Source organism: Streptomyces sp. 1331.2 (assembly GCF_900199205.1).
Classification (GTDB): Bacteria; Actinomycetota; Actinomycetes; order Streptomycetales; family Streptomycetaceae; genus Kitasatospora.
This window is the reverse complement of sequence record NZ_OBMJ01000001.1, coordinates 2882336-2908580: the sequence shown is the minus strand read 5'-3', so window position 1 is coordinate 2908580 and position 26245 is coordinate 2882336. Positions and strand designations below refer to the sequence as shown.

The 26245-nt window shown below is 73.7% G+C and carries 20 protein-coding genes and 1 pseudogene; 14 read left to right on the top strand and 7 right to left on the bottom strand.

What is annotated here, in order from left to right; genetic code table 11:
• Positions 1-54 precede the first annotated feature (54 nt).
• Both CRP52_RS12220 and CRP52_RS40455 read left to right on the top strand, forming a co-directional pair.
• A complete protein-coding gene (locus CRP52_RS12220; RefSeq protein ID WP_257032432.1) occupies positions 55-837 on the top strand; it encodes a DUF1707 SHOCT-like domain-containing protein in 783 nt (260 codons plus the stop codon).
• A 319-nt stretch (positions 838-1156) separates the two neighbouring features.
• On the top strand, positions 1157-1534 hold the full coding sequence (locus CRP52_RS40455) for a WhiB family transcriptional regulator (protein WP_097240032.1): 378 nt from the start codon (positions 1157-1159) through the stop codon (positions 1532-1534).
• 149 nt (positions 1535-1683) lie between these two features.
• Here CRP52_RS40455 and glpX read toward each other — a convergent pair whose 3' ends face one another.
• Complete coding sequence (gene glpX / locus CRP52_RS12210; RefSeq protein WP_030055344.1) at positions 1684-2724, bottom strand: class II fructose-bisphosphatase; 1041 nt, start codon at positions 2722-2724, stop codon at positions 1684-1686.
• A 214-nt stretch (positions 2725-2938) separates the two neighbouring features.
• Here glpX and CRP52_RS12205 point away from each other — a divergent pair, with 214 nt between their 5' ends.
• Positions 2939-3475, top strand: a complete 537-nt coding sequence (locus tag CRP52_RS12205; RefSeq protein ID WP_257032431.1) for a DUF4245 domain-containing protein — start codon at positions 2939-2941, stop codon at positions 3473-3475.
• A gap of 137 nt (positions 3476-3612) precedes the next feature.
• Here the strand turns inward: CRP52_RS12205 and CRP52_RS12200 are convergent, their stop codons facing one another.
• The 4 genes from CRP52_RS12200 to CRP52_RS12185 form a co-directional block, all read right to left on the bottom strand.
• A complete protein-coding gene (locus tag CRP52_RS12200; protein WP_097236422.1) occupies positions 3613-4215 on the bottom strand; it encodes a malonic semialdehyde reductase in 603 nt (200 codons plus the stop codon).
• A gap of 128 nt (positions 4216-4343) precedes the next feature.
• Positions 4344-4601: an exodeoxyribonuclease VII small subunit gene (locus tag CRP52_RS12195; RefSeq protein ID WP_097236421.1), complete on the bottom strand. Its 258-nt coding sequence runs from the start codon at positions 4599-4601 to the stop codon at positions 4344-4346.
• Between the two features lie 67 nt (positions 4602-4668).
• Positions 4669-5874 (bottom strand): exodeoxyribonuclease VII large subunit, encoded by a 1206-nt coding sequence (gene xseA, locus CRP52_RS12190; RefSeq protein ID WP_097236420.1) that lies wholly within the window; start codon positions 5872-5874, stop codon positions 4669-4671.
• Positions 5875-5884: 10 nt separating this feature from the next.
• Positions 5885-7279, bottom strand: a complete 1395-nt coding sequence (locus tag CRP52_RS12185; RefSeq protein WP_097236419.1) for an APC family permease — start codon at positions 7277-7279, stop codon at positions 5885-5887.
• A gap of 109 nt (positions 7280-7388) precedes the next feature.
• Here CRP52_RS12185 and CRP52_RS12180 point away from each other — a divergent pair, with 109 nt between their 5' ends.
• Positions 7389-8363 (top strand): 4-hydroxy-3-methylbut-2-enyl diphosphate reductase, encoded by a 975-nt coding sequence (locus CRP52_RS12180; RefSeq protein WP_097236418.1) that lies wholly within the window; start codon positions 7389-7391, stop codon positions 8361-8363.
• A gap of 176 nt (positions 8364-8539) precedes the next feature.
• Positions 8540-9286, top strand: a complete 747-nt coding sequence (ppgK, locus tag CRP52_RS12175; protein ID WP_097236417.1) for a polyphosphate--glucose phosphotransferase — start codon at positions 8540-8542, stop codon at positions 9284-9286.
• 66 nt (positions 9287-9352) lie between these two features.
• Here the strand turns inward: ppgK and CRP52_RS37600 are convergent, their stop codons facing one another.
• Positions 9353-9829, bottom strand: coding sequence for a DUF6542 domain-containing protein (locus CRP52_RS37600; RefSeq protein ID WP_097236416.1), 477 nt, complete (start codon positions 9827-9829; stop codon positions 9353-9355).
• A 346-nt stretch (positions 9830-10175) separates the two neighbouring features.
• Here CRP52_RS37600 and ychF point away from each other — a divergent pair, with 346 nt between their 5' ends.
• A complete protein-coding gene (ychF, locus tag CRP52_RS12165; protein ID WP_097236415.1) occupies positions 10176-11249 on the top strand; it encodes a redox-regulated ATPase YchF in 1074 nt (357 codons plus the stop codon).
• A gap of 85 nt (positions 11250-11334) precedes the next feature.
• On the opposite strand, the pseudogene CRP52_RS39465 reads toward ychF, so the two are convergent.
• Positions 11335-12476 (bottom strand): annotated as a pseudogene (locus CRP52_RS39465) (dihydrofolate reductase family protein).
• Between the two features lie 166 nt (positions 12477-12642).
• Between CRP52_RS39465 and CRP52_RS12150 the strand changes: the two are divergent.
• From CRP52_RS12150 to typA, 8 genes are all read left to right on the top strand, one after another.
• Complete coding sequence (locus CRP52_RS12150; protein WP_097236412.1) at positions 12643-13467, top strand: methyltransferase domain-containing protein; 825 nt, start codon at positions 12643-12645, stop codon at positions 13465-13467.
• Positions 13468-13626: 159 nt separating this feature from the next.
• A complete protein-coding gene (locus CRP52_RS12145) occupies positions 13627-15069 on the top strand; it encodes a DUF4190 domain-containing protein (protein ID WP_097236411.1) in 1443 nt (480 codons plus the stop codon).
• 160 nt (positions 15070-15229) lie between these two features.
• A complete protein-coding gene (locus CRP52_RS12140) occupies positions 15230-15433 on the top strand; it encodes a hypothetical protein (protein ID WP_097236410.1) in 204 nt (67 codons plus the stop codon).
• An 18-nt stretch (positions 15434-15451) separates the two neighbouring features.
• Entirely contained in the window at positions 15452-15982 is a 531-nt protein-coding gene (locus CRP52_RS12135) for an NUDIX domain-containing protein (RefSeq protein ID WP_097236409.1), read from the top strand.
• 140 nt (positions 15983-16122) lie between these two features.
• Entirely contained in the window at positions 16123-18873 is a 2751-nt protein-coding gene (locus CRP52_RS12130; RefSeq protein ID WP_097236408.1) for a SpoIIE family protein phosphatase, read from the top strand.
• A 239-nt stretch (positions 18874-19112) separates the two neighbouring features.
• Positions 19113-21722 carry a SpoIIE family protein phosphatase gene (locus CRP52_RS12125; RefSeq protein ID WP_373560484.1) on the top strand — a complete coding sequence of 870 codons (2610 nt, stop codon included), beginning with the start codon at positions 19113-19115 and terminating at the stop codon, positions 21720-21722.
• A gap of 108 nt (positions 21723-21830) precedes the next feature.
• Positions 21831-23636, top strand: a complete 1806-nt coding sequence (locus CRP52_RS12120; protein ID WP_179852769.1) for an ABC transporter family substrate-binding protein — start codon at positions 21831-21833, stop codon at positions 23634-23636.
• A gap of 286 nt (positions 23637-23922) precedes the next feature.
• A complete protein-coding gene (gene typA, locus CRP52_RS12115; protein ID WP_097236406.1) occupies positions 23923-25827 on the top strand; it encodes a translational GTPase TypA in 1905 nt (634 codons plus the stop codon).
• The last annotated feature ends 418 nt before the right edge of the window (positions 25828-26245 follow it).

Sequence of the window (26245 nt, the reverse complement as noted above, 5' to 3'; positions counted from 1 at the left end):
CCTTGCGTGACGGGGCTCACTCGGGCAGGAGTGCGAGCGGCTAGGCTGGGCCCCGTGGACAACTCGCCGTCGCACGACGATCCGGGGCAGCCGCCGGTGCCGGCGCCCGTACCGATGACCAAATCCGAGGCCGAGCCCAAGCCCCACCTCACGCCCGAACCCAAGCCGGACCCCGCGCCCGGGGCCGCGTCGTCGCACGCCCCGGTGGCGCAGGCGGAGATGCGGGTCTCGGACGCCGATCGCGAGCGGGTCGCGGAACTGCTGCGGGACGCCTACGCCGAGGGCCGGCTGGACGCGGACGAGCACGCGGAGCGGATCGAGGCCGCGTACGCCGCCAAGACCTTCGGCGAACTGGCGCCGCTGACCAGGGACCTGCCGGCCCGCCCGCTCTCCTTCGAGAAGCAGCCGCTGGGCGCGGCGGCCCCCGCTGCGCCGCCGCAGCCGCCCGCGCGCCAGGAGTCGCCCTCGGTGGTGGCGATCTTCGGCGGTGCGTCCCGCAAGGGCCGCTGGCGGGTGGGTTCGCACCTGAAGGCCTTCGCCGCGTTCGGCGGGGTGGAGATCGACCTGAGCGACGCCGTGTTCGAGTCTCCCGAGGTGGAGATCGTGGTCATGGCGATGTTCGGCGGGGTCGAGGTCCGGGTGCCGGAGAACGTCAGCCTGCACGGCGGCGGGCTCGGCCTGTTCGGCGGTTTCGACGTTCGGGAGCAGACCGCGGCGGACCCGTACGCTCCGGTTGTCCGGGTCAAGGGCCTTGCGCTGTTCGGTGGTTGCACCGCCAAGCCGCGCCAGGGCAAGAAGATCAAGGAGTGGGTGCGGCGCCAACTCGGCACCGAGTAGCAGCCGTTGACCTGCCCAGCGCCCGGCCGTGGATCAACTCCCGGTCTGGCGCTCGGCGTTGTGCCCGGTGCACTCCGTAGTCGATTGCGTGCAGTGTGCATGAATCGCGGCCGGACGGGGTAGTTCCTTCCGCACATCGCTTCTTGTGCGGCTGCGCACCGGAGGCGGCCCAACGGCCGTTCCGGAGGGTTCGACAGCGGGGGCTCGCAGCCGGGCAGGGGAGCGAGGTTCCCCCGTGTCCGAGAGCCTCGTCAGGAGTACGGCCGTGCTGCATCCGATCGAGTCCCGCACCACTTCGCCCGTCGCTGCCGCGCAGTTGCTGGAGCGCCGCACCGGCGTCAGTCCGCAGCCGCAGCCCCCCGGCGGCCCGGCGGGTGCCGCCGCGGGCGAGGACAACCCCTGGCACACCGGTGCGGCCTGCCGACGGGACGAGGTGGGTTTGTTCTTCGCGCCCTCCAAGGAACCGACCGCGGCCCGGCTGTCCCGCGAGGAGCAGGCCAAGCGGGTCTGTGCGCGCTGCCCGGTGCTGCTGGAGTGCCGCGAGCATGCGCTGGCGCAGCCGGAGCCGTACGGGGTCTGGGGCGGGCTGACGGCCGCCGAGCGGCGGGTGGTGCTGGCCCGGCGCCGCCGCCGGGACGGGGAGCTGCGCGAGGCGGCCCGGGTGCCGGCGGCCGCGCGGGCCCGGATAGCCGGGTGACGGCCGGCCGAAGACCCCGGCGCCGCGGACCGGGCGCCCGAAGGCCCGGGTCCGGACGCGCGGCGGCCCCGGCGGAGGGGGATTCCGCCGGGGCCGCCGCGCGCTGTTCCGTGGGAGCACGTTCTCCGAGAACGCCCTGGCCGGGTGCGTCAGTTGGCGCGGTCGAAGTCGATCGCGCTGTACGCCCGCAGCTTCGAGAGCTTGTGGGTGGAGTTGATCTCGCGGATCGTGCCGCTCTTGGAGCGCATCACCAGCGAGCTGGTGGTGGCGGTCTCCGAGCGGTAGTGCACCCCGCGCAGCAGCTCGCCGTCGGTGATGCCGGTGGCGACGAAGAACACGTTCTCGCCGCTGACCAGGTCGTCGGTGGTGAGCACCCGGTCCAGGTCGTGGCCGGCGTCGAGGGCCTTCTGCCGCTCGGCGTCGTCCTTGGGCCACAGCCGGCCCTGGATCACGCCGCCCATGCACTTCATCGCGCAGGCCGCGATGATGCCCTCCGGGGTGCCGCCGATGCCCATCAGCAGGTCGACGCCGGTGCCCTCGCGGGCGGCCATGATCGCGCCGGCCACGTCGCCGTCGGAGATGAACTTGATCCGGGCGCCCGCCTCGCGGATCTCCCGGACCAGGCCGTCGTGGCGCGGGCGGTCGAGCACGACGACGGTGACGTCCTCGACGGCGCTGCCCTTGGCCTTGGCGACCCGGCGGATGTTGACGGCCGCCGGGGCGGTGATGTCGACGAACTCGGCGGCCTCGGGGCCGGCCACCAGCTTGTCCATGTAGAACACGGCGCTGGGGTCGAACATGGTGCCGCGGTCGGCGACGGCGAGCACGGCCACGGCGTTGTTCATGCCCTTGGCCGTGAGGGTGGTGCCGTCCACCGGGTCCACCGCGACGTCGCACTCGGCGCCGGTGCCGTCGCCGACCCGCTCGCCGTTGTAGAGCATCGGGGCTTCGTCCTTCTCGCCCTCGCCGATGACGACCACGCCGTTCATCGACACGGTCGAGACGAGGGTGCGCATCGCCTTCACGGCTGCGCCGTCTGCGCCGTTCTTGTCGCCACGTCCGACCCACCGGCCGGCGGCCATCGCGGCCGCCTCGGTGACCCGGACGAGTTCGAGCGCGAGGTTCCGGTCCGGAGCCTCGGGCGCGACCTCCAGGGCACTGGGAAGGTGGTGCGGGTACTGCGTGGTCATCGTCGTTACCTCTCTGTACGCGACGGCCAGTGAGCGCCCGACTACTGCCAGGTCGAACGCCGTGGTGAGGGTTCTGCGATCGTATCTGCCCACGAGATGACTGTCTGTGGCGCGGGTCGCCCCAGCGGTGCGATAAGCATCGTTTCGCCCGGTTCACCCGTCCGTGGACACCCCGGGTGGCCGGGCCGGGATGTGGATGAGTCACCATGTGGGGGTGGCTGCAGAGAGCAAGGGCATGAGGGGCCGCCAGACCGTACGGGACATGGTCCTGTCGATGCTGGCGGTCGGTTTCGTCGTCTGGGTCGGGTACCTGTTCCTCCCGCACGACGCCGACAGCGACCCGGTGCACGTGGTCGAGTTCAAGGTGGCGGCGGCCACCGCCAAGCGCGCCGCGCCGTACCCGCTGCTCGCTCCGGAGGGGCTGCCCGACAAGTGGCGGGCCACCTCCGTCAGCTACCGGCCGGCCGACCAGAACAACGGCAAGGGCAACGCCTGGCACCTGGGCTTCGTGACGCCGTCGGGCCAGTACGCGGCGGTCGAGCAGAGCGACGCACCGCGCGACTCGCTGCTGTCCGACAAGGTCGCGGGCGGGCAGCCGGACGGCACCTCCGAGGTGGCCGGCCGCACCTGGGACCGGGTGCAGGGCGAGAAGGCCCGCGCGCTGACCGCGCCGACCGGCTCCGGGACCACCCTGCTCACCGGCACCGCCTCCTACGAGGAGCTGGCCGAGCTGGCCCAGGCGCTCAAGTAGCGCCAGGCCCAGGCGCTCAAGTAGCGCCGGGCCCGGGCGCTCAAGTGGCGCCAGGCCCGGGGAACGCGAACGCCAGAGGGCCCCGCACCGGACGAACCGGTGCGGGGCCCTCTGCTGCGGGCTGTGGCGCGGGGGCGTCAGACCGTGGTGACGACCTCGTCGTACGCCAGGCGCGGCGAACGCGGGAACCAGGCGTCCTCGCCCGGCTTGCCGATGTTGACCACGGCCAGCACCGAGTGGTCGCCGTCGGCGAAGAACTCCTTGTTGATGCCCTCGGCGTCGAAGCCGGTCATCGGGCCGGCGGCCAGGCCGGCGGCGCGCACGCCGATGAGGAAGTAGGCGGCCTGCAGGGCGCCGTTCAGCGCGGCCGACTGCTCGCGGACCGGGCGCTCCGAGAAGAACACGTCCTTGGCCTGCGGGAAGTGCGGGAACTGGGTCGGCAGCTCCTCGTGGAACTCGTTGTCCGCGGCCAGGATGGCGACCAGCGGGGCGGCGGCGGTCTTCGCCTTGTTGCCGTCCGCCAGGTGCTGGACGAGGCGCTCGCGGCCCTCGGCCGAGCGGACCAGCACGACGCGCAGCGGCTGCGCGTTGAAGGCGGTCGGGCCGTACTTGACCAGGTCGTAGATGGCCTGGACCTGCTCCTCGCTGACCGGCTCGTCGGTGAAGGTGTTCGCGGTGCGGGCCTCGCGGAACAGCAGGTCCTGGGCGGCGGCGTCGAGAGCCAGGGCGTCGGTGGTCATGCTTCTGCACCTCATGCGGGAGGGGGTTCGTCGGTGTGACCGGCCGTGGCCGATCACCTGCTCCAACATAGGTGAATATTCAACGATTCCCCAAGGGAATGTGACCCGCATCACTTGCCCCATCGGCCTCACTCGCCGCCGGGCACCCCGCCCTCCTCGGCGGCCAGCGCGGCGTCCAGCCGGGCCCGGGCGCCGTCCAGCCAGCGCTGGCACACCTTCGCCAGCTGCTCGCCGCGCTCCCACAGGGCCAGCGACTCCTCCAGCGACGTCCCGCCGTTCTCCAGCTGCCGGACGACGTCCAGCAGCGCGTCCCGGGCGTGCTCGTAGCCCAGTGCGTCGTCCGGGCCCGGTGCCGCCGCGTCCTGCTGCTCCTGCTGCTCTGCCATGCGTGCCAGCGTAGGGGGTGGGACCGACAGCCGGCCCGGCCGTCCGCCGGACAGCCCAGGGCCTGCCCTAGTCGACGGTGACGTCGAAGCCGCCGCCCGCCACCCTGGCGTGCAGCCCCTCGCCGGACGCGGCCTGTGCCGGGTCGGTCACCACCGTGCCGTCCGCCCGCTGGAGCACCGCGTAGCCGCGTTCCAGGGTAGCCGCCGGGGAGAGCGCGACCACCCGGGCCAGGGTGTGCCCGAGGTCGCTCTGCGCGTGGTCCAGCCGGTGCCGCAGGGTGCGCCGGGCCCGCTCCAGCAGGCCCTCCACCTCCTGCCCGCGGCCGTCCAGCATCCGGTGCGGAGCGGCCAGCGAGGGGCGGCTGCGCAGCCCGTCCAGCCCGTGCTGCTCGCGCTCGACCCGGCCCAGCACGTGCCGGCGGGCGCGGTCGCGCAGCTGGTGGACCTTGGCCAGCTCCTCGCCGACGTCCGGAACCACCCGTTTGGCGGCATCGGTCGGGGTGGAGGCGCGAAGGTCGGCGACGAAGTCCAGCAGCGGCTGGTCCGGCTCGTGCCCGATCGCGCTGACCACCGGCGTACGGGCGGCCGCGACCAGCCGCACCAGCCCCTCGTCCGAGAACGGCAGCAGGTCCTCCACGCTGCCGCCGCCGCGGGCCACGATGATCACGTCCACCTCGGGGTGCTCGTCCAGCTCCCGCACGGCCGCGCTCACCCGCTCCACCGCGCTGACCCCCTGCACCGGGACGTTGCGCACCTCGAAGCGGACGGCCGGCCAGCGCCGCCGGGCGTTCTCCAGCACGTCCCGCTCGGCCGCCGAGCCGCGCCCGGTGACCAGCCCGACGCACTGCGGCAGGAACGGCAGCGGCTTCTTGCGCTCGGCCGCGAACAGGCCCTCCCCGGCGAGCCGCCGCTTCAGCTGCTCCAGCCGGGCCAGCAGCTCGCCCAGCCCGACCGGCCGGATCTCGGAGGCGCGCATCGACAGCTGCCCGCGCGCCGCGTACCACTCCGGCTTGGCGTGCACGACGACCCGTGCGCCCTCCTGCACCACCTCCGCGACCTGGTCGAACACCGAGCGGAAGCAGGTCACCGTGAGTGACACGTCGGCCTGCGGGTCGCGCAGGGTCAGGAACACCACGCCCGCCCCGGGGCGACGGCTGAGCTGGGTGATCTGTCCCTCCACCCACACCGCGCCGAGCCGGTCGATCCAGCCGCCGATCAGCGCGGAGACCTTGCCGACCGGGAGCGGTGCTTCGGGGGAGCTGGTGTTGGCCATGCGTACGAGGCTAGCGGCGCGGGCCGACACCGCCGGCGCCCGAACCGTGCGAGCCGCCCGGGCCGGTCGAACCGGTGGAGCCCTGGACGCCGAGCACCACCAGGCCGACCGCCAGCCAGGTGAGCCCGACGAGCTGAGCGGTGGTCGAGGCCTCGTAGACCACCGCACCGATCACCGCGATCCCCAGCGCCGGGACGACCAGGTGCCGCAAGCGGTCCCGCGAGCCGTGCCGCACCGTGTACCAGCCGATCACCGAGGCGTGCAGCAGCGCGAAGGCGGTCAGCGCGCCCACGTTCACCACCGAGGTCAGCTGGTCGAGACCGTCGTCCCGGTTCGCCGCCCAGACCGCCGCCGCCATGGTGATCACCGCGGCCGCCAGCAGCGCCCGGCGCGGCACCGCGCTGGCCGGGTCGACCGTGCCGAGGACGCGCGGCAGCCGCCCGTCCCGGCTCATCGCGAAGACCAGCCGCCCGGCCGCCGCCTGCCCGGCCAGGGCCGCGAAGGCCGCGCCGATCGCCTTGCCGGCCGCGACCAGCACGTGCAGCCAGTGCCCGACCCCGCTCTCCACGGTGTCGTAGAAGGCCGAGCCCTGCGCCGCCGGGTCGGCGGCCAACTGCTGCGGGCTCATCGGTTCCAGCACCGCCGCCAGGTAGGTCTGGGCGACGAACAGCACCCCGGCCAGGGCCAGGCACCAGAGCACCGCCCGGGCCACCGCCGCCGAGGCGCCGACCGTCTCCTCCACGAAGGTGGCGATCGCGTCGAAGCCCAGGTAGGAGAGCACCGCGACGGACACCGCCGAGACCACCGCGGTCAGCGAGAAGTCGCCGACGGCGGTGAACGGGGTGTCCCAGCCGCGCCGGGCGCCGTCCTGGGCGAGCGCCACCACGGTCGCCGCCATGAACGCCAGCAGCACCGCGATCTCCATCGCGAGCACCGCGAAGCCGACCACCGCCGCCGTCCGCACCCCGACCAGGTTGAGCGCGGTGGTCACCACGACCGCGATCGCCGTCCACAGCCAGCGCGAGACGCCCGGCACCAGGGAGTGCAGCGCGATCCCGGAGAACAGGTAGGCCACCGCCGGGATCAGCAGGTAGTCCAGCATCGCCATCCAGCCCGCGATGAACCCGGGGCCCTCGCCCAGCCCGGCCCGTGCGTAGGCGAACACCGATCCGGTCTGCGGCACCGCGCGCACCATCTGGGCGTACGAGAAGGCGGTCAAGCCCATCGCCACCGTGGCCGCCAGGTAGACGGTGGCGACCGCGCCGTGGCTCTTGGCGTCCAGCACGCCGAACACGCCGACCGGGGCCATCGGGGCGATGAACAGCAGTCCGTAGACCATCAGATCGCGGACGCCCAGGCTGCGGCGCAGGCCGCTCGGCGTCGCCTGCTCGTTCACAGGGCTCATAGGCACCACATTTGAGCACTCGCGACCGGGTCTGCACGGAACATGCCCGCCGTCGGCGCGGCTCCCCTCCGCGGGCGGCGCGGTTCCCCATCGCCCGTACGATGGAGCCATGTCCAACACCGCGCAGCGCCGTGTCCTGCTCGCCGCCCCCCGGGGCTACTGCGCGGGAGTCGACCGCGCCGTGATCGCCGTGGAGAAGGCCCTGGAGCAGTACGGGGCCCCCGTCTACGTCCGCAAGCAGATCGTCCACAACAAGTACGTGGTGCAGACCCTGGAGAAGAAGGGCGCGATCTTCGTCGACGAGACGGAGGAGGTGCCCGAGGGCTCGATCGTGGTCTTCTCCGCGCACGGCGTCGCCCCGTCCGTCCACGACGAGGCGCGGGCCGGCAAGCTCGCCACCATCGACGCCACCTGCCCGCTGGTCACCAAGGTGCACAAGGAGGCCGTGCGCTTCGCCGACGAGGGCTTCGACATCCTGCTGGTGGGCCACGAGGGCCACGAGGAGGTCATCGGCACCATGGGCGAGGCCCCGGACCGGATCCACCTGGTGGACGGTGCCGAGGACGTCGCCAACGTGAAGGTCCGGGACGAGTCCAAGGTCGTCTGGCTGTCCCAGACCACGCTGTCGGTGGACGAGACCATGGCCACCGTCGGCGAGCTGAAGAACCGCTTCCCGGCGCTGGTCAGCCCGCCCAGCGACGACATCTGCTACGCGACCCAGAACCGCCAGGTCGCGGTCAAGCAGCTGGCCCCCGAGACCGACCTGCTGATCGTGGTCGGCTCCAAGAACTCCTCCAACTCGGTCCGCCTGGTCGAGGTCGGCCTGGAGTACGGCGCCAAGGCCGCCCACCTGGTGGACTTCGCCGAGGAGATCCGCGAGGAGTGGCTGGAGGGCGTCACCACCGTCGGCCTGACCAGCGGCGCCTCGGTGCCGGAGATCCTGGTCGACGGCGTGCTCGAATTCCTGGCCGCGCGCGGCTACGACACGGTCGAGACCGTCAAGACCGCCGAGGAGCACCTGATCTTCTCGCTGCCCAAGGAACTGCGCCGTGACCTGCGCGCCGAGGCGGCCGGCAAGCTCTGACACCTCCGGAGAGCCCGGTGCCCCCGCGGGGTGCCGGGCTCTCCGGCGTTTCACCGCCCTGCTCGCCGCCGGCCGGCGTTTCGCTCTCCGCTGTGCGGGCCCGTGCGCCCTCTCGTAGTTTTGTGCACAGGCTGTGGACAAGCGGGTCCGCGGGCGGACGGCGGAGGGCGGACGTGATGACGGCGGTATTCGGCGTGGACATCGGCGGCTCGGGGATCAAGGGCGCGCCGGTCGACCTCGCCCGGGGCGCGCTCACCGAGGAGCGCCACAAGGTGCTCACCCCGCAGCCGTCCGCCCCCGAGGCCGTGGTCGCCGCCGTCCGCGAGGTGGTCCGCCACTTCGACCACCGCGGGCCGGTCGGGCTGACCTTCCCCGGCGTGGTGGTCGGTGGCCGGACCAGGACCGCGGCCAATGTGGACAAGGGCTGGATCGGCCTGGACGCCGAGGGCCTGTTCCGCGAGGCACTGGACCTGCCCGCGACCGTCCTCAACGACGCGGACGCCGCCGGGCTCGCCGAGATGACCCACGGCGCCGGGCGGGGCCGGCGGGGCGTCGTCCTGGTGCTCACCTTCGGCACCGGCATCGGCAGCGCGCTCTTCACCGACGGTGCGCTGGTGCCCAACACCGAGCTGGGCCACCTGGAGCTGCGCGGCAAGGACGCCGAGCGCCGGGCCTCCTCGGCCGCCAAGGAGCGGCACGGGCTGGACTGGGAGCAGTGGGCCGGGCGGGTCGACGAGTACCTGGACCTGGTGGAGATGCTCTTCTCGCCGCAGCTGATCGTGATCGGCGGCGGGGTGAGCCGCAAGCACGAGAAGTTCCTGCCGCTGCTGAAGGACCGCGACGCGCAGGTGGTGCCGGCGGAGCTGCGCAACGACGCGGGCATCGTCGGTGCCGCCATGGCGGCGGCCCGGGCGGCGGGCTGACCTGCGGGTCCCGGCCCCGGTGCTCCCGGTGCTCCCGGTGTCCCGCGCTCCCGGTGGCCGCGGCAGTCAGCGGGAGCGCTGGATCCGGCGCTGGGCGATGAAGCGGGCGAGCACGATCAGCGCGGCGAGCCCGGTGCCGGTGAACAGCCAGCCGGCCCGCAGCGCCAGCCCGGTCGCCAGCGAGACCACCTGGGCGGTGACGCCCGAGGAGCCGACCGGGGCGAGCAGCACCAGCGCCAGGGCGAAGGCGATCGGCCCGCTGATCGGCGCGGCCAGCAGGTCGACGTAGCGGACCCGGACGGCCAGCTGGAAGCAGACCACCAGGTAGCCGAGGCCGAACAGCCAGCCCAGGCCGTCGAAGAGCAGCCGGTCCACGCCCGCCACCGCGAGCGTGGCCAGGACGGCGACGACGCCGGTGCCGACGGCCGTCAGCCGGGTCGGCCGGCCGGTCCGTCGCCGCCCGTACAGCTGTGCGTCGCCGCGCCCGCGCAGCGGCAGGCGCAACCGGGGGGCGGCCGGTCGGGCGGGGGGCGGCCCGGCCACCGGGCGCAGCCGGGAGGCGGGGGCTCCGTCGGCCCCGGGAGCCCGGCCTGGACCGGGGACGGCGGCTGCGGCCGCGCCGTTCGGCGGACGGCGTCTGGGCCCTGGCGGCTGGGTACGGATGCTCTGCTCCACCCGCCCAACGTACGGTCCGATCATCGCCACACTGTGTAATGGACCGTTCAGGTCTTGTCCCGTGTCTCCGGGCGGCGTACTCATGTGATCGTCGCTCGGGTGGGCTGACCTGCTCGTCGACCGAGGCGTGAGGCTCCGCGGACGCTGCCCGTAGACTTGGGGGTCGGCCCGCACGGTGCCGACCCAACTCCTCCAAGCCCCGGGACTGCGCTTCATGTCGCTCACGATCGGAATCGTCGGCCTGCCGAACGTCGGCAAGTCGACCCTGTTCAACGCCCTGACCAAGAACGACGTGCTGGCGGCCAACTACCCGTTCGCCACCATCGAGCCGAACGTCGGTGTGGTCGGCGTCCCGGACGCGCGGCTGGCCAAGCTCGCCGAGATCTTCGGCTCCCAGCGCATCCTCCCGGCCACCGTCGACTTCGTCGACATCGCCGGCATCGTGCGCGGCGCCAGCGAGGGCGAGGGCCTGGGCAACAAGTTCCTCGCCAACATCCGCGAGTCGGACGCGATCTGCCAGGTCGTGCGCGCCTTCACCGACCCGGACGTGGTGCACGTGGACGGCAAGGTGTCGCCCAAGGACGACATCGAGACCATCCACACCGAGCTGATCCTCGCCGACCTCCAGACCATCGAGAAGGTCCTGCCGCGGCTCCAGAAGGAGGCGCGCCTCAAGAAGGACACCGCGCCCGTGCTGGCCGCCGCCGAGGCCGCCCAGGCGATCCTGGAGACCGGCAAGACCCTCTTCGAGGCCGGCTTCGACACCTCCCCGATCCGCGACCTCCACCTGCTGACCGCCAAGCCCTTCCTCTACGTCTTCAACGTGGACGAGGCCGAGCTGGCCGACGAGGACTTCAAGAACGCCCAGCGCGAGCTGGTCGCCCCGGCCGAGGCGATCTTCCTCAACGCCAAGATCGAGTCCGAGCTCATCGAGCTGGACGACGCCGAGGCCCTGGAGCTCCTCCAGTCCATGGGCCAGGAGGAGCCCGGCCTCGCCACCCTCGCCCGTGTCGGTTTCGACACCCTCGGCCTGCAGACCTACCTGACGGCCGGCCCCAAGGAGACCCGGGCCTGGACCATCAAGAAGGGCGCCACCGCCCCCGAGGCCGCCGGAGTCATCCACACCGACTTCCAGAAGGGCTTCATCAAGGCCGAGGTGATCTCCTTCGACGACCTGGTCGAGACCGGCTCCATCGCCGAGGCCCGCAGCAAGGGCAAGGCCCGCATCGAGGGCAAGGACTACGTCATGCACGACGGCGACGTGGTGGAGTTCCGCTTCAACGTGTGAGCCGGCCCCACGGAGAACCGTCCGCCCCGCACCGAGCGGGCCGGGCGGTTCCCCGTTTCCGGCGGCGGTGCCGGAGGGGTCGAGCTCAGCCGAGCAGGTGGGCGTTGACCGCGCGGGCCTCGTCGGCGAGTTCGGGCAGCTCCACGACCTCGACGCCGGCCGCCTCCAGCAGGGCCGTGCCCTGGCAGTCGGTGACGAAGAGGTCCGGCTCGCGCCAGGCGACCACCACGCGTGGCACCCCCGCGGCGATGAGCAGGCGGGCGCACGGCACCGGCCGCGAGGCGCGCTGTCCGCAGGGCTCCAGCGAGCTGTAGACGGTCGCCCCGTGCAGCCGGGGGTCGCCGGCCGGGAGCTTGGCCAGGGCCGCCTCCTCGGCGTGGTCGTGCGCGTCCGTCTCCCGGCTGTACCCCTCGGCCAGCACCTCGCCGTCGGCGCCGACGATCACCGCGCCGACCGAGAAGGCCGTCCCGGACGGCGGGCAGCGGCGGGAGAGCTCGACGGCCCGGCGCAGGTGGTCGAGGTCGGTGGCGGCGGGGCGGTTCACGGCGCGGACTCCTTCGGGGCGTACCTGAGCAGGACGACGTCGCCCACGGTACGTGCCTCCAGCAGCCGCATCCGCCGGGCCGGCCCGCCCGGGAACGCGGCCGGGCGGACGAACCGGGGCGCCTCGGCCTGGCCGACCAGCAGCGGGGCGACGGCCAGCTGCAGCTCGTCCGCCAGGCCCCGGGCCAGGAACTGGGTGTGCACGCCCCCGCCGCCCTCGACCATCAGCCGGCGCACACCGCGCGCGCCCAGGTCGTCCAGCACTGCGCCGAGGTCCACCGTGTCACCGAGCGCGACCACCTCGGCCAGCCCGCCCAGCCGGGGGCGCAGCACCGCCGCCCCGGCGTCCGTGGTGTAGGCGAGCTTTGTGCCGCCGGTGTGCCAGAAGCGCAGTCCGGCGTCGAGGTCGCCGCTCATACTGAGCGTCACCTTCAGCGGGTACTCGGGCCGGCCGGCCGCCAGCCGGGCGGCCCGGCGCGCGGGGTCGTTCACCAGCAGGCGCGGGTTGTCGGCGCGCAGGGTGTTGCCGCCGACCAGGACCGCGTCGGCGGCCGCGCGCTCCTCGTCCACCCGGTCGAAGTCGGCGGCGTTGGAGAGCAGCAGCCGGTCGGGGGAGGCGTCGTCGAGGTGGCCGTCGAGCGACACCGCGGCGCTCAGCAGGACGAAGGGGCGCTGGCCGGGCATGGGCGGGGACCGTTCTCTCGGGGGCGCCTCCACGGTACGGCGGCCGGGTGCCGCCCGACCCCCGGTCGATCACGATGTGAGACAGAACTTCTCGGGATGCGGGACGAAGAGTAGCGTCGGCGGCGTCGAGGAGCACGGAAAGCCGACCACGCGCCAGGGGGATCCCATGTCCGCACCGCAGCCCGCCGCCGTCTACACCCACGGCCACCAGGAGGCCGTCCTGCGCTCGCACCGCTCCCGGACCGCCGCCGACTCGGCCGCCTACCTGCTGCCCGAACTGCGGCCCGGGCAGACCGTGTTGGACATCGGCTGCGGGCCCGGCACGATCACCGCCGACCTGGCCGAGCTGGTCGGCCCCGAGGGGCGGGTGGTGGCCGTGGACACCTCCGCCGAGGTGCTGCAGCAGGCCGCGGAGTACGTCGCCGGGCGGCCCGGGCCGGCCGCCGAGGTCGTGTTCGAGCAGGCGGACGTCCACCGACTGCCGTACCGGGACGGCGAGTTCGACGTCGTGCACGCCCACCAAGTTCTGCAGCACGTGGCCGATCCGGTGACCGCGTTGCGCGAGATGCGGCGGGTGACGGCCCCCGGCGGCGTGGTCGCGGCGCGCGACGTCGACTACGCCTCGATGACCTGGTTCCCGGAAGTGCCCGCGCTGGAGCGCTGGTTGGAGCTGTACCGGCGGACCGCCCGCGCCAACGGCGGCGAGCCGGACGCCGGCCGACGGCTGCTGTCCTGGGCCCGGGCGGCCGGCTTCGCCGAGGTCACCGCGAGCGCCACCACCTGGACGTACGCGACGCCCGAGCAGCGCGCCTGGTGGGGCGGGATGTGGGCGGACCGGGTGACCGGCACCGCGCTGGGCCGCGCGGTGGTCGAGCGGGGGTACGCGGAGCCGGAGGAGCCGGAGCGGATCGCGGCCGGCTGGCGGGAGTGGAGCACCGCGGGGGACGGCTGGTTCTCGATGCTGCACGGCGAGATCCTGGCCCGCGGCTGAGCGGGCGCAGGGGCGGTTGAAGGGGGCCCGGACGGCGGCGGGCAGGCGTTCGAAAAGATCGGGTAAAGTCGCGCGACCGTTCACACCGGGCCCGTTCGGGTCCGAGCCATGGTGCCGAACGCCGAGCCGATACCCGTCCGGCGGGTTGGGGGAGTCCACGTGTCCGAGCCTCAGTCCGAGCTGCCCGCCCCGGTGGGAACCGAGCCCGCGCGGACGGGTGCGGACGCCGGTGCGGACACCTCCGGAGGCACCGGGGTGACGGTTCCGGCGGCGGAGCTGGACCCCCGGGTGGACTTCCGCAAGGAGCACGACGAGCCCGCGCAGTCCGCCGGGCCCGCCGAGCCCGAGCCCGCCCTGCCCGCCGACCCCTGGGCCGCCCCCGCCGGGCCCACCCCCGCGAACCCGCAGGCCGTGCCCCCGCACGCCGTCCCTCCGTCGGCCGCCCCGCCCCAGCCGCCGCACCCGCTGCCGGCCGGCGGCTGGGCCTCCGTCCCGCCCTCCGCGCACTCCGGCTTCCAGCCCGGCCCCCAGCCCGGCCACCCGTACGCCCCGCCCCTCGCCCCGGCGCCGGCCCCCACCAACGGCTTCGCGGTCGGCTCCCTGGTGACCGGTCTGGTCCTGGTGGCACCACTGGCCCTGCTGTTCGGCATCGTGGCGCTGGTCCAGATCAACCGTCGCCGGGAGCGCGGCTTCGGGATGGCGGTGACCGGCGTGGTGCTCGGCACCATCGGCACGGTACTGCTCGCCCTGCTCCTGGGCGCGGGGGACTTCAGCTCCGCACACCCGGGGCGGTTCGGCCAGCCCCCGAAGCAGCCGGCCGGCTCCGTGCACTGGTCGGCCCTCAAGGCCGGCGACTGCTACAGCTCCCCCGAGGGCGGCTCGGTGACCGGGGACGGCGGCGACGAGACGGTGTACTGGGTGCGCCGGGTGCCCTGCGCCGACCCGCACCACGGCGAGGTGGCCGGCACCGTCAAGCTCCCCGGGAGCAGCGGCCCCTACCCGGGCGAGGACGAGGTCCGCGAGTCGGCCGGCCGGCTCTGCCGCAAGGTGCTGGACGACTACGCGCTGGACCAGTGGGCCGTCCCGGACGGCATGGACGACGTCTACCTCTACCCGACCGCGCGCAACTGGGCGGCCGGCGAACGGTACGTCACCTGCGCCTTCGAGGACAGCGACGACCAGCACCGGGGGTCGGTGCACACCGACAGGTCCGGCCTGACCGCGCCCCAGCTGGCCTACCTGGAGGCGGTCCGGGGCTTCGACGACGTCTACCTGGGCCAGCCGAAGAAGGACGTCTCCGTCGCGGAGACCGAGTACCGGGACTGGGCCCGCCGGATGGCCACCGCCTCCCGCACCGAGGCCGCCCTGCTCGGTTCGCCGACGGCGGGCTGGCCGGTCGACGTCCAGCCGAAGATCTCCAAGCTGGTCGAGGCGCAGTCGCAGGCGGCCGTCGCCTGGGACGCCGCGGCCTCCGGTGGCGATCTGGCGGGCGACGTCCGCCGGGCCAAGGCGCTGGTGGCCAAGACGGTGCCGATGAACGTGGAGATCCGCCGCGCACTGGGCCTGTCCACCGGAGAGCAGGCACCCGACCTGCGGGTCTGAGCCGCCGCGGCCGCGGTTACCAGCCGTTAACCGCGCCCGTACCTGCCGGTAGCGCGCCGCGCATAGCCTCGCGGGCGTGCCCCCCGGCTCGACCCCCACGCGAGCCGGGGGCACCACGACGGTCGTCGGTGCCCCGGGGAGCGCCGGGTACCCTCCCGCCATGGGCACCTATCGGGTGATGCGACAGGACGACAACGGAAACCGCTTCCTGGTCGCCAAGGGCCTGGACCGGGCCGAGGCGCAGCGGCTGGCCGCCGAGTTCGAGGCCCGCGGCCACAAGCAGCTGTACTGGGTCGAGGAGGACGGCCCGGCCCGGGCCGCCGAGTCGGCCGGAACCGGGGACGGCGCACCCCGGAACGCCTGAGGCCATAGGGTCGGGGCCATGGACGCCACCCCCGCCACCCCCGCCGCCCACTCCACCGGGCAGGCCGCCGAGCAGGCTGCAGCGCCGGCCGCCGGCAGCCACGCCGCGCCCCGGATCGTGGTCGGCGGTGCGCTGGTCCGGGACGGCCGGGTACTCGCCGCCCGGCGCAGCTCCCCGGAGGCGGTGGCCGGGCGGTGGGAGTTCCCGGGCGGGAAGGCCGAGCCCGGCGAGACCGAGGCGCAGGCGCTGGAGCGCGAACTGCTGGAGGAGCTGGGCGTACGGGCGCGGGCGCTGTCCCGGCTGCCCGGCGCGTGGGCCGTGCGCCCCGGCTTGGAGCTGCGCTTCTGGGCCGCCGAACTGCTGGCCGGCGAGCCGCGCGCGCTGGAGGACCACGACGCCCTGCGCTGGCTGGGCCCGGACGAGCTGGACGCCGTCGACTGGATCGACCACGACCGGGACGTGCTGCCGCACGTGGCCCGGCTGCTCACGGTCGGCGACGAAGCGGCCGCCGGGCCGTCCACGGCCGGCGACGCGCAGTCCGCCGGGTAGGTCAATCGGACAAGACGACCCGGCGACCGGGATAGCCTGGGTTCTGCTGGGTATGTCACTTTTCGGCACTATTCGTCACCATCGGTGAGCCGCTCCCCAGCCGGCGAAGCCGATCCCGACCAGAGCCGGAGGCCCCGTCGGTGTCGAGTACCGGGAACGGCGGCGGGGGAGAGCGGCGGGCAGGCACCGCGGGGAGCGCCGCCGCCCGCGCCCGGCTGCGCCGCGCCGCCCGGCCGGCCGCCCCCCTTCCGCCGTCCGGCCGCCGCCGGGGCACCGTCTCCGCCCCCGAGGCCACCCGTCCCGCCCAGCCGGCGCCGACCCTCGCCCTGCCCGAGCCGGGCGCGCAGAGCGGCAGCGGCCTGCGCAGCCGCCCCGGCCGGCCGTTCCCCGGCGGGCCCGGCGACGCCCCGAACGACCTCGGCGCCCCGCCCGAGGGCAGCCTGCTCGACATGCTCAAGGTCGCCATCGCGATCCTGGACACCGCGGGCCGGGTGGTGCTCTGGAGCCCGGCCGCCGAGGAACTGCTCGGCTGGCCGAACGAGCTGCTGGTCGGCCGCCGGATCGACGAGCTGATCCCCGACCGCGAGCAGGTCGCCCGGATCCGCGCCGCGATCCAGGACGCCCTGCGGCACGGCCGCTGGGCCGGCTCCGCCGAACTGCGCGACCGGGACGGCGTGCCGGTCGCGGTGGACACCCGGATCTCCCTCCTGGTGGACGGCGACGGCACTCCGTTCCTGCAGGTCAACATGGCCGAGGCGGCCGCGGTACGGGCCGTCGAGCGCGATCTGGCGGTGCGCGACGCGCTGTTCGAGCAGTCCCCGCTGGGCATCGCCATCCTGGACACCGATCTGCGCTACACCGCCGTCAACCAGACCCTCGCCGAGATGAACGGCGTCGCCCCGGACGACCACGTCGGCCGCACCACCGGCGAGACCCTGCCGGAGCGGGCCGCCGACGAGATCACCGCCATCCAGCGCCAGGTGCTGGCCACCGGCGAGCCGGTCATCGACGTCACCCTGGCCTCGCCGGTCACCACCCGGGCCGGCTACCGGTCGATCTCCTACAGCCGGATGACTGACCGCTCCGGCCGGGTGCTGGGCATCTCCGGCACGGTGATGGACGTGACCGAGCGTTACCGGGCCGTCGCCAAGGTCGAGCACGCCCGGCGCCGGCTCTCGCTGCTCAACGAGTTCGGCTCCCGGGTCGGTGACCTGCTGGACGCCTCCCGGATCGCCCAGGAGCTCGCCAGCTCGGTGGTCCCCCGGCTCACCGACCACTCGGCGGTGATCCTGCTCCAGGCCGTCGCGCACGGTGACGACCTCCCCCGACACGGCCACGACCGGCGCACCTCGCTGCTCCAGCTCGGCACCGCCTCCGTCCAGGACGGCCCCGAGGTCGACGTGATGCTGCGCCGCGGCGCCCGGATCACCTTCGCCGAGGACTCCGCCTGCGGCCGGGTCCTGCGCACCGGCGTGCCCGAACTGCTCTCCGGCGCCGACCAGCTGGACGACGTCACCTACCCCGGCGACCCCAAGATGCAGGCCGCCCACGACCTCGGCGTGCACTCGATGCTGGTCGTCCCGCTGCGCGCCCGCGGCATCGTGATCGGCCTGCTGCTGGTCAGCCGGGCCGGCTACCGGGAGGGCTTCGACCGGGACGACCTGGCCTTCACCGTCGAACTGGCCGACCGGGCCGGCAGCTCGCTGGACAACGCCCGCCTCTACGCCCGCGAGCGCACCGCCGCGCTCACCCTCCAGCGCACCCTGCTCCCGCAGCAGGTCCCGCAGCCCACCGGCGTCGAGGTCGCCTACCGGTACGTGCCCGGCAGCAGCGGCACCGAGGTCGGCGGCGACTGGTTCGACGTCATCCCGCTGCCCGGCGACCGCACCGCCCTGGTGGTCGGCGACGTCATGGGCCACGGCCTGCGGGCCGCCGCCACCATGGGCCGGCTGCGCACCGCGGTCCGGGTGCTCGCCGCCCTCGACCTGCCGCCGGACGTCCTGTTGCGACACGTCCACGAGCTGGCCGACGACCTCGCCCAGGGCCCGGACGAGGCACTGCTCGCGACCTGCGTCTACGCGGTCTTCGACCCGGCGACGGCCCGGCTGACCGTCGCCAAGGCCGGGCACATCCCGCCGGTGCTGGTGGTGCCGGGCGAGGAGGTCCAGGAGCCGACCCGCACCGGTGGCCCCCTGCCCGGCGGCGCCGGCCGGATCCTCGACCTGCCCTCCGGCGCCCCGCTCGGCGTGGGCGGCGTCCCGTTCGAATCGGTCGAACTGAAGATCCCCGAGGGCAGTCTGCTCGTCCTGTGCACCGACGGCCTGGTCGAGTCCCGCGACAAGGACCTGGACGTCGGCCTCGGCCGGCTGATCACCGTCCTCCAGGGGCCGCACGCCTCGATCCAGGCCGCCTGCGAGGCGGTGCTCGACACCATGGAACAGGGCCGCGAGCCGGACGACGTCGCGCTGCTGCTGGCCCGGCTCGGCCACGGCCAGGCCGGCACCCCGACGGCTGGCTGGACCCTGCCGGCCGAGCCCACCGCCGTCTCCCGGGCCCGCCGGCTGGTCCGCGCCACGCTCGCCGAGTGGGGCGTCGAGGCACTCACCGACACCGCCGAACTGCTGGTCAGCGAGCTGGTCACGAACGCCGTCCGGTACGCCAGCGCCCCGATCGGGGTACGGCTGACGCTCGGTGAGACGCTGCTGGTCGAGATCTCCGACCCGTTGCCCGACCCGCCCCGGGAGCGGCACGCGGCCGAGGCGGACGAGGGCGGCCGGGGCCTGGAACTGGTCCGCCGGCTGGCCCTGGGCTGGGGCGCCCGGGCCGAGGGGATCGGCAAGGTGGTCTGGTTCGAGCAGGCGCTGCCGGGTAATGAGCCCGACGAGCCGTGAGGCGAAGAGGACCGGACGAAACAGCAGGAGAGCGGTGCCGCATATGCCATCGGGGGCCAGGGGGGAGCGCGCGCTCCGGCAGGGGGCGCGAGCGTGGCATTGTGGTTGCGCGGGCGGTAGGACAAAAACCTTCGCCCGATCTGATGTTGTGATGTTGAGGGCGTGTGAACGGACCCCTCGATGATGAATACTCGGTCTTCTCGACATCCGGACGGTCGCGGGTTGGAGGGGTCGGTCCGTTGAACAGCACTCCGGCGCGGAACGCGCCGAGCAGCAGCGGTCATGCCGCCGTACCCGGGCAGGCCGGTTCCCTGCACCTGCCCGTACCGGCGGCCCCATCGGACGGCGCCACCGCGCGCCGCGGCGGCCACCCCGCCGCCGAGGCCCGGTCCTGGGGCGCCGGAGACCCGGGCTCGATCTACGACTACATCCGGGTCGCCACCTTCGCGATCGGCCCCGACGGCCGGATCAGCCAGTGGAGCGAGCGCGCCGCCGACTTCTTCGGCGTCCCCGCCGCGGAGGCCGTCGGCGCCGACCCGATCGCCACCTTCGTCCCCCGCGAGCTCTGGCAGCGCGGCCGGGCCCGGCTGGAACGAACCCTGGCCGGCGAGGAATGGGTCGGCACCACCCCCTACCGGGACGCCGACGGCAGCGAAGGCCTCGCCGAGCTCTACCTGATGCCCGACAGCGCCCTGCCCACCGCCGGCGCCACCTGCCTGGCCGTCGACCTCGGACGGCTGCGCCGGATCGAGACCGACCTCGCCGCCTCCGAGGCCGTCTTCGGGCAGACGCCCACCGGCTTCGTGCTCTTCGACGACCGGCTGCGGCTGCAGCGGGTCAACGACGCCTTCGCCTCCGGGATGGGCCTGGTCCCCACCGACCTGGAAGGCCTCACCGCGCACGACCTCTTCCCGCCGTCCGAGGCCGACCGGCTCACCGCCGCCCTGCGCAAGGTCCTCGCCACCGGCGAGCCCGTCTTCGACCTGCGCTTCCACGGCGCCGTCCCCACCCGCGAGGGCAACCGGCTCTGGGCCGTCTCGCTGTACCGCCTCAACGGCGCCGCCGGACAGCCGACCGGCGTGGCCGGACAGGTCTCCGACGTCACCAGCCGGCACGTCGCCGAGCGCGAGGCCGACGGCGTGCGCCGCAACCTCGCCCTGCTCAACGAGGCCAGCGCGCACATCGGCTCCACGCTCGACCTGGAGACCACCGCCAAGGAACTGCTGGACGTCGTCGTCCCGCCGTTCTGCGACCTCGCCACCGTCGACCTCTACACCGCGCTGCTCTCCGGCGAGACCGTCCCCAGCGCCGGCCGGCTCGGCGACACCGTGCTCACCGACGGCAGCGGCGAACTGCGCCGGGTCGCCGTCTCCAGCGTGCTCGGCGGCGCCTCCTCGGTGCTCGGCTCCGTCACCGGCCTGCCCATCGCCGAGGCCGGCGGCACCCTTTGTTACCCGCGCCGCTCCCCGCACGCCCGGGCCCTGCGCACCGGTCGCAGCGTCGTCCCCGAGCCCGGGCGCGACCCGCTGCTGCGCTCCACCCTGATCGTCCCGCTGGTCGCCCGCGACCAGGTGCTCGGCCTCGTCCAGCTCTCCCGCGCCATCGGCAGCGAGCCCTTCGACGCCCGCGACGTCGCGATCGCCGAGGAACTCGTCGCCCGCGCCGCCGTCTGCATCGACAACGCCCGGCTCTACCGCCGCGAGCACGAGCGCGCGCTGATCCTCCAGCGCAGCCTGCTGCCCCCGGGCAACCCGGCCGCCAGCGGCCTGGAGATCGCCTGCCGCTACCTGCCCAGCAACAACAACACCGAGGTCGGCGGCGACTGGTTCGACGTCATCCCGCTGCCCGGCAACCGCACCGCGCTGGTCATCGGCGACGTGATGGGCCGCGGCCTGCGCGCCGCCGTCGCCATGGGCCAACTGCGCACCGCCGTCCGCACCCTGGCCATGCTCGACCTCGAACCGGGCGAGGTGCTCACCGCGCTCGACGAGATCGCCCGCGGCCTCGGCGACGACTCCGTACCGGTCGGCCCGCCCACCCCGTACGGGCGGCTCACCTCGACCGCCGACGAGGAGGCCCGCGAGGTCTACCTGGCGACCTGCGTCTACGCGGTCTACGACGCCGTCAGCCGCCGCTGCTGGATCGCCAACGCCGGACACCTGCCGCCCGTCCTGCTCAGCCCCGGCGATGGCGCCCGGATGCTCGACGTGCCGCCCGGGTTGCCGCTCGGCGTCGGCGGCGAGCCCTTCGAGGAGGTCGAGGTCGAACTCCCCGACGGCGCCGTCCTCGGCCTCTACACCGACGGGCTGGTGGAGAGCCGCAAGCACCAGCTGGACGAGGGCCTGCGGGCCTTCCGCACGGCGCTCTCCGTCGAGGGCAAGGGCCTGGAGGACCTCTGCGACCACGTGCTCGGGGAGCTCAACCCGCACCACGGCGAGGACGACATCGCCCTGCTGATGGCCAAGGTGCACGCCTTCCCCGAGGACGCCGTCGGCAACTGGCACCTGCCGCCCGAGCCCACCTCCGTCGCCAAGGCGCGTGAGCTGGCCTGCAGCTGGCTGCTGTCCCGGGGGCTGGACGAGCTGGTCGACACCACCGAGCTGCTGGTCAGCGAACTGGTCACCAACGCGCTCAAGCACGGGCGGGGTGAGATCCGGCTGCGGCTGCTGCGCGAGCGCGGCCTGGTCTGCGAGGTCTGGGACGACGGTTACGCGCAGCCCCGGCAGCGGAGGGCCCAGGAGACCGACGAGGGCGGACGCGGCCTGCAGCTGGTCAGCCTGCTGGCCGAGCGCTGGGGCAGCCGGCGCACCCCGAAGGGCAAGATCGTCTGGTTCGAGCTGGCGCTGTAGCGGTTTCGGCCGGACCGGGTCGCGCGGATTGGGCCGGACGGGTGCAGTCGCCTCCGGCCCGCCGTGTCGGCGCGGGCGGGGCCGGACGGGCGGCGTTCGATGGCCGCCATGCGCGTCCGCCAGCTCACCACCGCAGCCGCCGCGCTGCTGCTCGCCGCCGGCCTCGGCGGCTGCTCCGAGGACCCGGCCCCCGCCCGGACCCCCGCCCCCGCGCCGGTCCGGGCCGACCCCCCCGTCAGCACCGGGGACGTCCGGCCCGCCGAACGTGCCGCCGTCGCGGACGGCGGCACGCTGCGCTGGGCGGTGGACGGCGTCCCGGCCACCCTCAACGTCCACCAGGACGCGGCGACCGCCGACTCGGCGCTGATCGCCCACGCGCTGTACCCCTCGCTGTTCCGGCCCGACGAGCACGGCCGGCTCGTCCCCGACCCGGACTACCTGGCCGGCGCCGAATCCACCCCGCCCGGGCAGCAGCCGCAGGTGGTCACCTACCGGCTCAACCCGCACGCCGTCTGGAGCGACGGCACCCCGCTGTCGGCCGCCGACTTCGCCGCCCAGCGGGCTGCGCTCTCCGGCCTCGACCCGGCCTACCGGGGCGGGCATCCGGCCGGGTACGACACCATCGACTCCGTCGCCCAGGGCGCCGACCCGCACCAGGTGCGGGTCACCTTCCGGCGGCCGTACGCCGAATGGCGCTCGCTGTTCGGGCCGCTCTACCCGGCTGCCGAGACCGCCACGCCGGGCGCCTTCAACCGGGCGCTGACCGGTGTCGGCCACCCGAGCGCCGGGCCGTACATCCTCTCCCGGTACGACGCCGAGGGCGGGCGGGTCACCGTGGCGCGCAACCCGCTCTGGTGGGGCGACCTGCCCAAGGCCGACCGGATCGACTTCCTCGCCACTCCGGCCGAGCGGCGGCTGGACGCGCTCGACCAGGACCGGCTGGACATCGCCCCGCTCACCGCCGCCGTCGACCGGGCGGAGCCGGCGCCCGCCGCGGCGGGTACTCCGCTCCCATCGGTTCCGCCCGCGGCAGCTCCGCCCGCGGCCGCGCCCGAGGCGGCGGCGACGGCGCTGCGGCGGGCCGACTCGCTGCCCGGCGTCACCGTGCACCGGGCCGCCGCCGCCTCGCTCACCCAGCTCACCGTCAACGCCGCCCACGCCCCGCTCACCGACCCGGCGCTGCGGCGCGCCCTCGCCCGGGCCGTCGACCGGCGGCGGATCGCCGACGCCGCACTCACCCCGCTCGGCCTGCCCGCCGCGCCGCTGGGCAGCCACCTGTTCGCCGGGGACCAGGACGGCTACCGGGACAACAGCGAGGCGGCCGGCCCGGCGGACGCCGCCCGAATGCTCGACGAGGCGGGCTGGAAGCGGCCCCCGGGCGGGGGCACCCGTACCAAGGACGGGAAGCCACTCGCCCTCACCCTGCTCGTCCCGGCCGGCTCGGCCACCGCCAAACGCACCGCCGACGCCCTCACCGCGGTCCTCGCGGACTCCGGGATCGCCGTGAAGCCGGTGGCCGCGCCCGCCGAGACCTTCGTCCGGGACCACCTCGCCGCCGGCGACTACGATCTCGCCCTCTTCTCCTGGCCCGCCGGCCCCAGCCCGGCGAGCGAACAGCGCCCCGCCTACGCCAAGCCCCGACCCGACCCGGACGGCGCACTCGACCCCGGCACCAACTACGGCCGCAGCGGCACCGAGGAGATCGACCGCCTGTTCGACCGCGCCGCCGCCGAACTGGACCCGGCCGCCCGGCTGGACCTGCTGCAGGAGGCGGACGTCCGGATCTGGCAGCTCGGCCACTCCGTCCCGCTCTACCAGCGCCCCGACCTGGTCGGAGTCCGCACCGGCATCGACGGCGCCGGAGCCTTCGGCTACGGCTGGCCGCACTTCCAGGACATCGGCCGCCGTCGCTGAGGGCGGGTCCGGGGAACCGCGTCGGATCACGAACGGGAGGGTGCCGGTGCGGGGCCGGTGGGTGAAGGGGGTGTGACCCAGCTGTGATCTTGATCCCGCCCGACCTGCTGGTTTCAGCCCACCTGGGCGGTTCCCCGTACGATAGGAGGAAGCCGCGGCATGTCCATATGCCCGGCGGGTGGACCGGTAGTAGCAGGCGGAACGGGCGGCGGCGATCACAGGGATCGCAAGTGCGCGTCACGCAGCCGGGCGCCGCAACCCACGATTCCGGGAGAATCCGCAAGGCATGCCCACGCGCAACGACATCCGTAACGTCGCCATCGTCGCCCACGTCGACCACGGCAAGACCACGCTGGTCGACGCCATGCTCAAGCAGGCCGGCGCCTTCGCCGCCCACCAGCAGCTCGACGACCGCATGATGGACTCGAACGACCTGGAGCGCGAGAAGGGCATCACCATTCTCGCGAAGAACACCGCGGTCAAGTACCACCCGAAGGATGGTGGCGCGCCGATCACCATCAACATCATCGACACCCCGGGCCACGCCGACTTCGGTGGTGAGGTCGAGCGCGGTCTGTCGATGGTGGACGCGGTCGTCCTGCTGGTCGACGCCTCCGAGGGCCCGCTGCCGCAGACCCGCTTCGTGCTGCGCAAGGCGCTGAGCGCGCGGCTGCCCGTCATCCTCTGCATCAACAAGACGGACCGCCCGGACTCCCGGATCGACGAGGTCATCAACGAGACCTACGACCTGTTCCTGGACCTGGACGCGGACGAGGACCAGATCGAGTTCCCGATCGTCTACGCCTGCGCCCGTGACGGCGTCGCCTCGCTGACCAAGCCGGAGAACGGCACCGTTCCCGCGGACAGCACCAACCTGGAGCCGTTCTTCTCCACCCTGCTGGAGCACGTCCCGGCCCCCAGCTACGACGAGGACGCCCCGCTGCAGGCGCACGTCACCAACCTGGACGCCGACAACTTCCTCGGCCGCATCGCGCTGCTGCGCGTCGAGCAGGGCGAGCTGCGCAAGGGCCAGACCGTGGCCTGGATCAAGCGCGACGGCTCGATCCAGAACGTCCGCATCTCCGAGCTGCTGATGACCGAGGCGCTCACCCGCAAGCCGGCCGAGGTGGCGGGCCCCGGTGACATCTGCGCCGTCGCCGGCATCTCCGACATCATGATCGGCGAGACCCTGGCCGACCCGGAGAACCCGATCGCGCTGCCGCTGATCACGGTGGACGAGCCGGCCATCTCGATGACCATCGGCACCAACACCTCGCCGCTGGTCGGCCGTGGCGGCTCCGGCAAGGGCGCGGACGCCAAGTCCGGCGCCAAGGTCGACCGCAAGGTCACCGCCCGCCAGGTGAAGGACCGCCTGGACCGCGAGCTGATCGGTAACGTCTCGCTGCGCGTGCTGGACACCGAGCGTCCGGACGCCTGGGAGGTGCAGGGCCGCGGTGAGCTGGCGCTGGCCATCCTGATCGAGACCATGCGCCGCGAAGGCTTCGAGCTGACCGTCGGCAAGCCGCAGGTCGTCACCAAGGAGGTCAACGGCAAGACCCACGAGCCGGTCGAGCGCCTCACGGTCGACGTGCCGGAGGAGCACATGGGCGCCGTCACGCAGCTCATGGGCATCCGCAAGGGCCGGATGGACAACATGTCCAACCACGGCTCGGGCTGGGTCCGGATGGAGTTCGTCGTGCCGTCCCGCGGTCTGATCGGCTTCCGGACCGAGTTCCTCACCAACACCCGCGGCACCGGCATCGCGCACTCGATCCACGAGGGCCACGAGCCGTGGTTCGGCACCCTGACCACCCGCAACAACGGCTCGCTGGTCGCCGACCGCGCCGGCGTGGTGACCGCCTTCGCGATGACCAACCTGCAGGAGCGCGGCGTGCTCTTCTGCGAGCCGGGCACCGAGGTGTACGAGGGCATGATCGTCGGCGAGAACTCGCGCTCCGACGACATGGACGTGAACATCACCAAGGAGAAGAAGCTCACCAACATGCGGTCCTCGAACGCCGACGTGGCCGAGTCGATCGTCCCGCCGCGCAAGCTCTCGCTGGAGCAGTCGCTGGAGTTCTGCCGCGAGGACGAGTGCATCGAGGTGACCCCGGAGACGGTTCGCATCCGTAAGGTCGTGCTGGACCAGAAGGACCGCGGACGTACTGCCTCGCGTGCCAAGAAGGCATGATCCGGACGCACTGAACGGCCTTTGGCCGGAATGATTCGCCCCCCTTTCCGATGGAGAGGGGGGCGAACTTTTTCAACTACTCCAAGTTGTCGGGGCCGCTATTAACGGAATAGCGCTCATCACACCCGAGTGTCCGCTGAGCGGACGTGACAGTTCGTCATCCGTGACGACTGTCCGTTTGGTGCCTGTCTGGCTATGTCTCAAATGTCCGGTTTTCGAAACTTACCGACTGTTCATGTGACCTAATTGAGATCGTCACTGGTCACTTTCGTGTCCGTGCGTGACGGATAGTGGGTGCAGTCAGGCTCGGGTCAAGGGTTAACGCGCAGGGGTGCGCGCCGAAACCACGAGCGCGGACGGCACAGCGGGCCCGGTGACAAACCGTTCCGCGGTGCTCTCCTCGTTGCAACGTCGAATT

Excerpts from the sequence above, each read along its gene's own strand:
- CRP52_RS12140 (WP_097236410.1), top strand. The coding sequence starts at position 15,230 with ATGGGCACCTATCGGGTGATGCGACAGGACGACAACGGAAACCGCTTC.
- CRP52_RS12135 (WP_097236409.1), top strand. The coding sequence starts at position 15,452 with ATGGACGCCACCCCCGCCACCCCCGCCGCCCACTCCACCGGGCAGGCC.
- CRP52_RS12200 (WP_097236422.1), bottom strand. The coding sequence starts at position 4,215 with ATGACCACCGACGCCCTGGCTCTCGACGCCGCCGCCCAGGACCTGCTG.
- glpX (WP_030055344.1), bottom strand. The coding sequence starts at position 2,724 with ATGACCACGCAGTACCCGCACCACCTTCCCAGTGCCCTGGAGGTCGCG.
- CRP52_RS12180 (WP_097236418.1), top strand. The coding sequence starts at position 7,389 with ATGTCCAACACCGCGCAGCGCCGTGTCCTGCTCGCCGCCCCCCGGGGC.
- typA (WP_097236406.1), top strand. The coding sequence starts at position 23,923 with ATGCCCACGCGCAACGACATCCGTAACGTCGCCATCGTCGCCCACGTC.
- CRP52_RS12195 (WP_097236421.1), bottom strand. The coding sequence starts at position 4,601 with ATGGCAGAGCAGCAGGAGCAGCAGGACGCGGCGGCACCGGGCCCGGAC.
- xseA (WP_097236420.1), bottom strand. The coding sequence starts at position 5,874 with ATGGCCAACACCAGCTCCCCCGAAGCACCGCTCCCGGTCGGCAAGGTC.
- ychF (WP_097236415.1), top strand. The coding sequence starts at position 10,176 with ATGTCGCTCACGATCGGAATCGTCGGCCTGCCGAACGTCGGCAAGTCG.
- CRP52_RS12185 (WP_097236419.1), bottom strand. The coding sequence starts at position 7,279 with ATGAGCCCTGTGAACGAGCAGGCGACGCCGAGCGGCCTGCGCCGCAGC.
- CRP52_RS12120 (WP_179852769.1), top strand. The coding sequence starts at position 21,831 with ATGCGCGTCCGCCAGCTCACCACCGCAGCCGCCGCGCTGCTGCTCGCC.
- CRP52_RS12150 (WP_097236412.1), top strand. The coding sequence starts at position 12,643 with ATGTCCGCACCGCAGCCCGCCGCCGTCTACACCCACGGCCACCAGGAG.
- ppgK (WP_097236417.1), top strand. The coding sequence starts at position 8,540 with ATGACGGCGGTATTCGGCGTGGACATCGGCGGCTCGGGGATCAAGGGC.